This window comes from Variovorax sp. 01T439_2, assembly GCF_056398445.1.
This window is the reverse complement of record NZ_JBFTPJ010000128.1, coordinates 1-8916: the sequence shown is the minus strand read 5'-3', so window position 1 is coordinate 8916 and position 8916 is coordinate 1. Positions and strand designations below refer to the sequence as shown.

Here is an 8916-nt window from a genome sequence, read left to right as displayed (position 1 = left end):
CCCTGGAACACCTTGATGGTCACGGCCGGCTGGTTGTCCTCGGCGGTGGAGAAGGTCTGCGCGAACTTCGTCGGGATCGTGGTGTTCTTCGTGATCATCTTGGTCATCACGCCGCCCATGGTCTCGATGCCGAGCGACAGCGGGGTCACGTCCAGCAGCAGCACGTCCTTGCGGTCGCCCGAGAGCACCTGGCCCTGGATGGCTGCGCCGACGGCCACGGCTTCATCGGGGTTCACGTCCTTGCGCGGCTCCTTGCCGAAGAAGGCCTTGACCTTTTCCTGCACCTTGGGCATGCGGGTCATGCCGCCGACCAGGATCACGTCGTTGATGTCCGACACGCTGATGCCGGCGTCCTTGATGGCCAGGCGGCAGGGCGCGATGGTGCGCTCGACCAGCTCGTCGACCAGGCTTTCGAGCTTGGCGCGCGTGAGCTTGATGTTCAGGTGCTTCGGACCCGAGGCGTCGGCCGTGATGTAGGGCAGGTTGATGTCGGTCTGCGCGCTGTTCGACAGCTCGATCTTGGCCTTTTCGGCGGCTTCCTTCAGGCGCTGCAGCGCGAGCACGTCCTTGCCCAGGTCCACGCCTTGTTCTTTCTTGAACTCGGCAATGATGTAGTCGATGATGCGCTGGTCGAAGTCTTCGCCGCCCAGGAAGGTGTCGCCGTTGGTCGACAGCACTTCGAACTGCTTCTCGCCGTCGACATCCGCGATTTCGATGATCGAGATGTCGAAGGTGCCGCCGCCCAGGTCATACACGGCGATCTTGCGGTCGGCCTTGTCCTGCTTGTCGAGGCCGAAGGCCAGCGCCGCGGCGGTGGGTTCGTTGATGATGCGCTTGACGTCCAGGCCCGCGATGCGGCCGGCGTCCTTGGTGGCCTGGCGCTGCGCGTCGTTGAAGTAGGCCGGCACCGTGATCACGGCTTCGGTCACGGGCTCGCCGAGATAGTCTTCGGCGGTCTTCTTCATCTTGCGCAGGATGTCGGCGCTGACCTGCTGGGGCGCGATCTTCTTGCCGCGCACTTCCACCCACGCGTCGCCGTTGTCGGCCTTCGCGATCGTGTAGGGCATCAGGTCGATGTCCTTCTGGACTTCCTTCTCCTCGAACTTGCGGCCGATCAGGCGCTTGATCGCGTACAGCGTGTTCTTGGGATTGGTCACGGCCTGGCGCTTGGCCGAGGCACCGACCAGCACTTCGCCGTCTTCCTGGTAGGCCACGATCGACGGCGTGGTGCGCGCACCTTCCGAGTTCTCGATCACACGCGTGGTGTTGCCTTCCATGATCGACACGCACGAGTTGGTGGTGCCGAGGTCGATGCCGATGATCTTTGCCATGTTCTTACTCCTGAAAGCCTGAAAAATATGTTGTTATGAACTTGTGGATAACCCGGCGCGATTCAAGGTATGAAGCGGGGATTTCCTGTGGGAATCGTGTGTACCGCGCCGCTTACTTGGGGGCGCTGACCGTGACCAGCGCCGGGCGCAGCACGCGGTCGTTGATGGTGTAGCCCTTCTGGAGCACGGTCACCACGGTGTTGGGCTCCTGCTCGGGAGCGGGCACCACCGAGATGGCCTGGTGCTGGTGCGGGTCGAACTTGGCGCCGGGGGCCGGGGCCACCTCGATCACCTTGTTGCGTTCGAGCGCGCTCTTGAGCTGGCGCAGCGTGGCTTCGGCGCCTTCGCGGATCTGCTCGGGCGTGGCGTCCTTGACGGCCAGGCCGGCTTCGAGGCTGTCGGTCACCGGCAGCAGGCTCTCGGCGAAGGCTTCGACCGCGAACTTGCGCGCCTTGGTGATCTCGTCGTCGGCGCGGCGGCGGGCGTTCTGGACGTCGGCCTGGGCGCGCAGGTACTGGTCGGACAGCTCGGCGTTCTTGGCCTGCAGGGCAGCGAGTTCGCCCTGGGCCACGGCCAGCGCATCCTGCGCCTCCGCTTCGTTGGCAGCCTGTGCGGCTTCCAGTTCTTCGGGGCTTGGCTCGCCTTGCAGCATTTGCGAATTCTGTGCGGATTGTTGCGGGTCAGACATTTTTCAAAGAACCGGCGGGAGGCCGGGAAACAAACGATAGCCAGCCACTTGGGGCTGGTCAGGGGCTTTTCAAGCGAAAAAATGCGGCCGGAAGGCCGCAACGGGGACAAAAGCGCCGACGGGAGGGCGTAGCGGCACGCAGTGCGCGCGGCCCCCGGGGGCGAGTTCAGTGCGCGTCGAGCAGTTCGACGTCGAACTTGAGGGTGGCGTTCGGGGGGATCACGCCGCCTGCGCCGCGTGCGCCATAGCCCAGCGAAGCGGGAATGATCAGCGTGCGCTTGCCGCCGATCTTCATGCCGGCAACGCCTTCGTCCCAGCCCTTGATGACCTGGCCCGCGCCCAGCGAGAACGCGAACGGGTCGTTGCGGTCGCGGCTCGAGTCGAACTTGGCGCCTTGCACGCCGTCGTTGTAGAGCCAGCCGGTGTAGTGCACGTGCACGTGCTGGCCGGCCTTGGCTTCTGCGCCGTCGCCCACGGTGGTGTCTTCGTATTGCAGGCCGGAGGGAGTGGTAGGCATGTTGAACGCTCCTTGCGTCAATGGGAGGATGGAAGGTGGATGGATAAACGGACCGAAGGCGCGGAGTTTACCGACGCCCCGGCAGCGGCCCGGCCGGCCTGCTCAATTGCCAGTGTCAAGAGGCGGGACGGAGGAGGGCGGGGAGGGCGCCGCAGGCGGGGCGGAGGGCGGTGCGCCCGGGGAAGAGGAAGAAGGAGGCGCCGAAGGCGAAGACGACGAAGGCGATGAAGGCACAGCAGGCGTGGGCGCCGCCGGTGCCGCGGCCTTCTTGACCTGGCCCAGCTGCCATTTGCCCGCGAAGGCCTGCAGGTCCGAGAGCCGCTTGAGAAGGTCCTGTCCGCTCACCGTGAGGCTGTAGCCGTCGCCGCCGTGGCTCACGAGGCCCGCCTCGCGCAGTTCCTTGATGCGGGTGTTGAGCGTGTTGGGGGTGATGCTGCCGACGCTGTCCTGCAGCAGCCGGAAGGTCTGGGCATGGCCGTCGCGCAGCGCCCAGAGCACGCGAAGTGCGTAGCGGGCCTCGAGAAGCGCAAGCAGCTGGCTGACGGCTGCGTTTTCCTTGGTACTCATCGACATCATCTCCTCGGGGCTGGGCGGGCCGTCGGTCCTGGGCAGGGCCGGTGCCTCGCGTTCTTGTTGGCTCGCTATCAGGGACCGCGCATTGCGTCGGCGACTATAGCGCAAGGATCACGATGCTACTAGTTTTATAGCTACGGGTGCATGCTGCATGCGGGCCGTGAGACAAAGCTTCACAAATTCGCGAAACTGGCCATGGCTTCGCCCAGCCGGACCGGCCGGGTGGGCGCCCAGTCCGGGTTGAAGGCCAGCGGGGGCGGCGGGAACAGCATGACGACGGTGGAGCCGAGCAGGAAGCGGCCCATCTCCTCGCCCTGCTTGAGCAGGATCTGCTGGTCGGCGTAGTGCCATTCGCGCAGCTCGCCGCCGCGCGGCGGATTGACCACGCCGTGCCACACGGTCGCCATGCTGCCGACGATGGTGGCACCCACCAGCACCAGCACGAAGGGCCCGTGCGCCGATTCGAAGACGCACACCACGCGCTCGTTGCGCGCGAACAGCCCGGGCACGCCGCGCGCGGTGACCGGGTTGACCGAGAACAGGTCGCCCGGCACGTGGATCATGCGCACCAGGCGCYCGTCGCAGGGCATGTGGATGCGGTGGTAGTCCTTCGGGCTCAGGTACAGCGTGGCGAAGCTGCCATGCGCGAAGCGCGCCGCGAGCACCGCGTCGCCGCCGACCAGCGCGGTGGTGCTGTAGTTGTGGCCCTTGGCCTGGAAGATCTGGTCGCCCTCGATGGCGCCGAACTGGCTGATGGCGCCGTCCACCGGGCACACGAGGTCGGCCTGCGCAAGAGGCCGCACGCCGGGCTTGAGCGCGCGCGTGAAGAACTGGTTGAAGCTCTTGTAGTGGTTGATGTCGGATTCGAGCGCCTCGCCCATGTCGACACCGTACTTGGCAACGAAGCGCCGGATGATCCAGGTGGTGACGGCGCCGCGTTCCTTGCCCGCGACCCAGCCGGCGAAGTTCGTCAGGGCCTGCTTGGGGAACAGGTATTGGGGCAGTACGGCAGAGCGGTCGGACACGTGTGGGAGGCCTGGAATGCCTGGAGTGCGAATCGGAGGGGCATTCTATAAAGCGCCCGGCAGCCCGGGCGTAGGAGGCTTCCCTTGTATCCGGCGCGCCGTTTCCCGGTTGGCGTCAGTCCGCCTTGATGCCCGCGGCCTTGATCACCTGCGCCCACTTCTCGACCTCGGCCTTCTGGAAGGCCGCGATCTTTGCCGTGGAGAGGTCGGCCGGCTCCATGCCGAAGCCCTTGAGCTTTTCCTGCATCTCGGGCGTTGCGAGGATCTTGCGGATCTCGGTGTGCAGCCGCTCGACGATGGGCGCCGGCGTACCCGCGGGCACGAAGATCGCCTGCCACGACAGCACCTCGAAGTCCTGCAATCCCGCAATGCCGGATTCCGCGACCGTCGGCACGTCGGGCATCGAGGCCAGGCGCTTGGCCGAGGTCACGGCAATGGCGCGCAGCTTGCCGCTCTGGATGTGCGGACCCGCCACCACGGTGGTGTCGAACATCATGTCGACCTSGCCGCCGATCACGTCCTGGATCGCCGGGCCGCTCCCCTTGTACGGAATGTGCGTGAACTTCACGCCCGACTTGAACGCCAGCAGTTCGAGCGACAGGTGCTGCGAGGTGCCGGTGCCGGCCGAGGCCGACGAGAGCCCGCCCGACTTGGTCTTGCTGGCTTCCAGCACGTCTTTCAGCGTCTTGTAGGGGCTGGCCTGGTTGACCACCAGCACCAGCGGGTTGGTGCCGATCAGCGTCACCGGCGCGAACGACTTCTGCGGGTCGTAGCCGAGCTTCGGATACAGGCTCACGTTGATCGCGTGCGAGCTGATCGTGCCGCCCACCATCATGAAGCCGTCGGGCGCTGCGCGCGAGCCGATTTCCGAGCCCACGCTGCCGCCGGCGCCGCCCTTGTTGTCGATGATCACGCTCGTGCCCAGCACCGGGCCGAGCTTCTGGCCGATCAGGCGGGCCAGCACGTCGGTGGTGCCGCCCGCGGGAAAGGGCACGAGGTAGGTGATGGCCTTGCCCGTGGGCCAGTTGCCGGGGCCCTGCGCGAACGCGGGCAGGCCCGCGGCAAGCGAAGAGGCGAGGGCGGTGCGAATCAATGTGCGGCGTTGCATTGCAATATCTCCTTTGATGATGTGGATGGCGGCCGCCACCTCAGGGGGCGTCGACGATCTCGATCCAGTTCGGGTTCTTGCCCGCGGTGACGCGCGAGGGCTTGCCCAGCGCGCCGGTGGCCGGGTCGATGGGGTACAGCGAAATGCCGTGCGACTCCTGCCCGGCGGCAATCAGGTAGCGGCCGCTCGAATCGATCGCGAAGCCGCGCGGCCCTTTCTCGGTCGGCGTCTGGCCGAGCGGCTGCAGCTGCCCGCTCGCCGCGTCCACCTTGAACGCCGAGAGCGTGCTCGAGGTGCGCTCGGAGGCGTACAGGTAGCGCCCGTCGGGCGTCAGGTGCAGGTCGGCCGCCCATGGCTTGCCCGCGAAGCCCGGCGGCAGCGTGGTGGTGCTCTGCTCCAGCTTGAGCGTGCCGCGCGCCGCGTCCCAGGCGTACACGTGCAGGGACGCGTCGAGCTCGTTCAGCAGGTAGACGTGCCGCTGCGCCTTGTCCCAGACGAAGTGGCGCGGTCCCGACTTGGCGGTGCTCATGGTCAGCGGCGGATCATTGGCCGCGAGCAGCCCCTTGTCCGCATCGAAGCGCCAGCTCGACACGTTGTCGCCGCCCAGGCTGGTGGCGAGCACGAAGCGGTTGCTCGCATCGGCGTGGACCGCGTGCGCGTTCGGGCCCGTCTGCACCAGCTGCTGGATCGGGCCCACCGCGCCGTCCTTGCCGACGGCGTTGACCGAGATCTTGCCGCCCTGGTAGGAGGCCGCGAAGAGCCACTTGCCGCTCGCGTCGAGGTCGATGTTGGCCATGCTGTCGGCCAGCGGCGCCTCGCCGAGCTTCTGCAGCTTGCCGGTGGCCGCGTCGATCGACATGCTGACCACGCGGAACGGCTGCGAGCGCAGCGCGGCGTAGAGCACGCGCTTGTCAGGGCTCACGGCCATCGGCATGACCGTGCCGCCGACGTTGAGCGTCTGCACCGGCTTGAGCACGCCCTCGGTGCGGTCCAGCTCGAGCACGGAGATCTCCTGGCTGTCGGCATTGGACACGTAGACCCAGGTGGCGGCCCAGGCCTGGCCCATGGCGGCCACGGACAGCAGCGCGGCCGCGCCCTGGAGCGCGCGAAGGATGGGAGTGCGGTGGTTCATGGCTTGATGTTGAGCTTGGCGATCAGCGCCTTGAAATAGGCGTTGTCCTTGGCCAGGGTTTCCTTGAACACCGCGCCGTCCGTGTAGACGTAGCCGAGGTTCTGCCGGTCCATCACCTCGTGCATGAGCGGCTCGGCGGCCGTCTTGGCCGTGATCTCGCGCAGCTTGGCCATCACTTCGGGCGGCGTGCTCTTGGGGGCGCCGAGGCCGCGCCAGGTGCCGATCGACAGGTCGATGCCGCGCTCCTTGGCGGTGGGCACCTTGTCGAAGCCCTTCACGCGCTTGTCGGCCATGACCATCAGCACCTTGAGCTTGCCGGACTGCACATGCGTCGTGACCTCGGCCGGGCTCACCGCCACGGCCTCGATGTGTCCGCCCAGCAGCGCCAGCACCGCGGGCGCCGCACCCTGGAACGGGATGTGGCCGAACCTGGCGCCGGTCTTGTCTTCGAGCGCCGCGGCGGCCAGGTGCCAGATCGAGCCGTTGCCCGAGTTGCCGACGCGCACGCTCTCGGGCGACTTCTTCGCCGCCGCGAGGAATTCCTCGATCGTGTTCCACGGCGCATCGGCCTTGACGGTGATGGCGGCCGGGTCGGCGTTGAGCTGCGCGATCGGCTGGAAGTCGTCGTAGTTGAACTTGGCCAGGCCCAGGTGCGGCAGCGTCAGCAGCTCCACCGTGAGCACCGCGAGCTTGTAGCCGTCGGGCTTGGCGTTGATCACCTCGGTCCAGCCGATGGCGCCGCCCGCGCCCGGGCGGTTGACGATCACGATGCTCTGCGAAATGTGCTTGCGGCTGGCCTCGGAGAAGGCGCGCGCCAGGCCGTCGGTGCCGCCGCCCGGCTGGTAGGGCACCAGCAGCTCGATCGTGCGGTTCGGAAAGTCGCCGGCCTGCGCCGCGGCAGTCGCGGCGAACCCGAGCGACAGGGCGGCCGCAGCCGAAAGGGTGGCGAGGCCGCCAAGGAATCTGCTTCTCTTCATGAGGTGTTGTCTCCGTTATTGATCTGATTCCGGTGTCTCGAAAAAGCGCGCCTGCCGCGTCAGGGCATGTACTGCCCGCCGTTCACTTCGATCACCTGGCCTGTCACGTAGCCCGAGAGCTGCTCCGAAGCCAGGTAGAGGAAGGCGCCCACGCATTCGTCGGGCGAGCCGATGCGGCCCATGGGAATGGCGGTGCGGAACGATTCGAGCATGGCGGGCGTCGAGAAGCGGTCCTGGAACGGCGTCTGGATGACGCCCGGTGCCACGGCGTTCACGCGGATCCTGTCGCCGACGAGTTCCCGGGCGAGCCCGTGCGTGGCCGTGCTCACGAAACCCTTGGAGCCCGCATACAGGTAGGCGCCCGGTCCGCCGCCGGTGCGCGCCGCGACCGAGGTCACGTTGACGATGTTGCCGCCGCCCTGCGTGCGCATCAGCGGCACCGCCTCGCGCGCAAACGCGAGCACCGAGCGTGCGTTGATGTGCATCACCTCGTCGAACAGCGCATCGTCGAACTCGGCGATGGGCACGCGCTTGACCAGGCTGCCGGCGTTGTTCACCAGCACGTCGATGCGGCCGAGGCGCGATGCCGCCTGCTTGACGCACTCGCGGATCGCGCCCGTGTCGCGCACGTCGGCCTGCAGCGTGAAGGCGTCGCCGCCGGCCTGGCGGATGGTCTCGGCGACCTGGTTGGCCGCATCGGCCGAGCTGTTGTAGTGCACCGCCACGCGCATGCCGCGCGCCGCGAACGCAATGGCCACGGCGGCGCCGATGCCGGTGCTGGCGCCGGTGACGAGTGCGGTCTTGCCCTTGAGGTCTTCCATGGTGTTTCCTTTCGAAGTCAGGTCACGGGGGCTGGGTTGAACAGCACCAGCGCGTTGTGCAGCTTCCACTGTTCGGCCCAGGTCTTCTTGCGGCCGCTGGCCACGTCGAGCATCAGGCGGAACATCTCCCAGCCGATGTCCTCGATGGTGGCGTCGCCGTCGGCGATGCGGCCCRCGTTCACGTCCATCAGGTCGTGCCAGCGGCGCGCCAGGTCGCTGCGCGTGGCCACCTTGATCACCGGCACCTCGGCCAGGCCGTAGGGCGTGCCGCGGCCGGTGGTGAACACATGCAGGTTCATGCCGGCGGCCAGCTGCAGCGTGCCGCAGATGAAGTCGCTGGCGGGCGTGGCGGCGTAGAGCAGGCCCTTCTGCTTCGCTTTCTCGCCCGGCGCAACCACGCCCGAGATCGGCGCGCTGCCGCTCTTGACGATCGAGCCCATCGCCTTTTCGACGATGTTCGAGAGCCCGCCCTTCTTGTTGCCGGGCGTGGTGTTGGCGCTRCGGTCRACGCSGCCGCGGTCCAGGTAGGCGTCGTACCAGGCCATCTCGCGGATCATGGCSTCGGCCACYTCSGGCGTSGYRGCGCGSGASGTSAGCTGGTCGATGCCRTCGCGSACYTCGGTCACTTCCGAGAACATCACGGTGGCGCCGGCGCGCACCAGCAGGTCGGTGCAAAAGCCCACGGCCGGGTTGGCCGTGACGCCCGTGAAGGCATCGCTGCCGCCGCACTGCACGCCCACCACC

At 67.4% G+C, this 8916-nt stretch carries 9 protein-coding genes and 1 pseudogene; all 10 read right to left on the bottom strand.

All coding sequences use genetic code 11. The annotated features are described in order from the left end of the window. Positions 1 to 1331 (bottom strand): molecular chaperone DnaK (gene dnaK / locus AC1DOC_RS08680; RefSeq protein WP_478129671.1); only part of this gene is annotated, 1331 nt, incomplete at its 3' end. Between the two features lie 112 nt (positions 1332 to 1443). Next, a complete protein-coding gene (grpE, locus tag AC1DOC_RS08675) occupies positions 1444 to 2019 on the bottom strand; it encodes a nucleotide exchange factor GrpE (RefSeq protein ID WP_027730027.1) in 576 nt (191 codons plus the stop codon). Positions 2020 to 2185: 166 nt separating this feature from the next. Further along, positions 2186 to 2536, bottom strand: a complete 351-nt coding sequence (locus tag AC1DOC_RS08670; protein WP_012746856.1) for an FKBP-type peptidyl-prolyl cis-trans isomerase — start codon at positions 2534 to 2536, stop codon at positions 2186 to 2188. Between the two features lie 102 nt (positions 2537 to 2638). Beyond that, entirely contained in the window at positions 2639 to 3103 is a 465-nt protein-coding gene (locus tag AC1DOC_RS08665; RefSeq protein ID WP_012746857.1) for a winged helix-turn-helix transcriptional regulator, read from the bottom strand. A 179-nt stretch (positions 3104 to 3282) separates the two neighbouring features. Next, positions 3283 to 4134, bottom strand: coding sequence for an archaetidylserine decarboxylase (gene asd, locus AC1DOC_RS08660; protein WP_478129670.1), 852 nt, complete (start codon positions 4132 to 4134; stop codon positions 3283 to 3285). 115 nt (positions 4135 to 4249) lie between these two features. Beyond that, a complete protein-coding gene (locus AC1DOC_RS08655; RefSeq protein ID WP_478129669.1) occupies positions 4250 to 5242 on the bottom strand; it encodes a Bug family tripartite tricarboxylate transporter substrate binding protein in 993 nt (330 codons plus the stop codon). A 40-nt stretch (positions 5243 to 5282) separates the two neighbouring features. Further along, positions 5283 to 6374: a lactonase family protein gene (locus AC1DOC_RS08650; protein ID WP_436287607.1), complete on the bottom strand. Its 1092-nt coding sequence runs from the start codon at positions 6372 to 6374 to the stop codon at positions 5283 to 5285. Then, complete coding sequence (locus AC1DOC_RS08645; RefSeq protein ID WP_436287608.1) at positions 6371 to 7351, bottom strand: tripartite tricarboxylate transporter substrate binding protein; 981 nt, start codon at positions 7349 to 7351, stop codon at positions 6371 to 6373. Before AC1DOC_RS08645 ends, AC1DOC_RS08650 begins: the two co-directional genes overlap by 4 nt. Before the next feature lie 59 nt (positions 7352 to 7410). Further along, positions 7411 to 8172 (bottom strand): SDR family NAD(P)-dependent oxidoreductase, encoded by a 762-nt coding sequence (locus AC1DOC_RS08640; RefSeq protein ID WP_436287609.1) that lies wholly within the window; start codon positions 8170 to 8172, stop codon positions 7411 to 7413. Positions 8173 to 8189: 17 nt separating this feature from the next. Beyond that, positions 8190 to 8916: pseudogene (gene garD, locus AC1DOC_RS08635) on the bottom strand (galactarate dehydratase); the annotation flags it as partial.

Excerpts from the sequence above, each read along its gene's own strand:
- grpE (WP_027730027.1), bottom strand. The coding sequence starts at position 2,019 with ATGTCTGACCCGCAACAATCCGCACAGAATTCGCAAATGCTGCAAGGC.
- AC1DOC_RS08670 (WP_012746856.1), bottom strand. The coding sequence starts at position 2,536 with ATGCCTACCACTCCCTCCGGCCTGCAATACGAAGACACCACCGTGGGC.
- AC1DOC_RS08665 (WP_012746857.1), bottom strand. The coding sequence starts at position 3,103 with ATGAGTACCAAGGAAAACGCAGCCGTCAGCCAGCTGCTTGCGCTTCTC.
- AC1DOC_RS08650 (WP_436287607.1), bottom strand. The coding sequence starts at position 6,374 with ATGAACCACCGCACTCCCATCCTTCGCGCGCTCCAGGGCGCGGCCGCG.
- AC1DOC_RS08645 (WP_436287608.1), bottom strand. The coding sequence starts at position 7,351 with ATGAAGAGAAGCAGATTCCTTGGCGGCCTCGCCACCCTTTCGGCTGCG.
- AC1DOC_RS08640 (WP_436287609.1), bottom strand. The coding sequence starts at position 8,172 with ATGGAAGACCTCAAGGGCAAGACCGCACTCGTCACCGGCGCCAGCACC.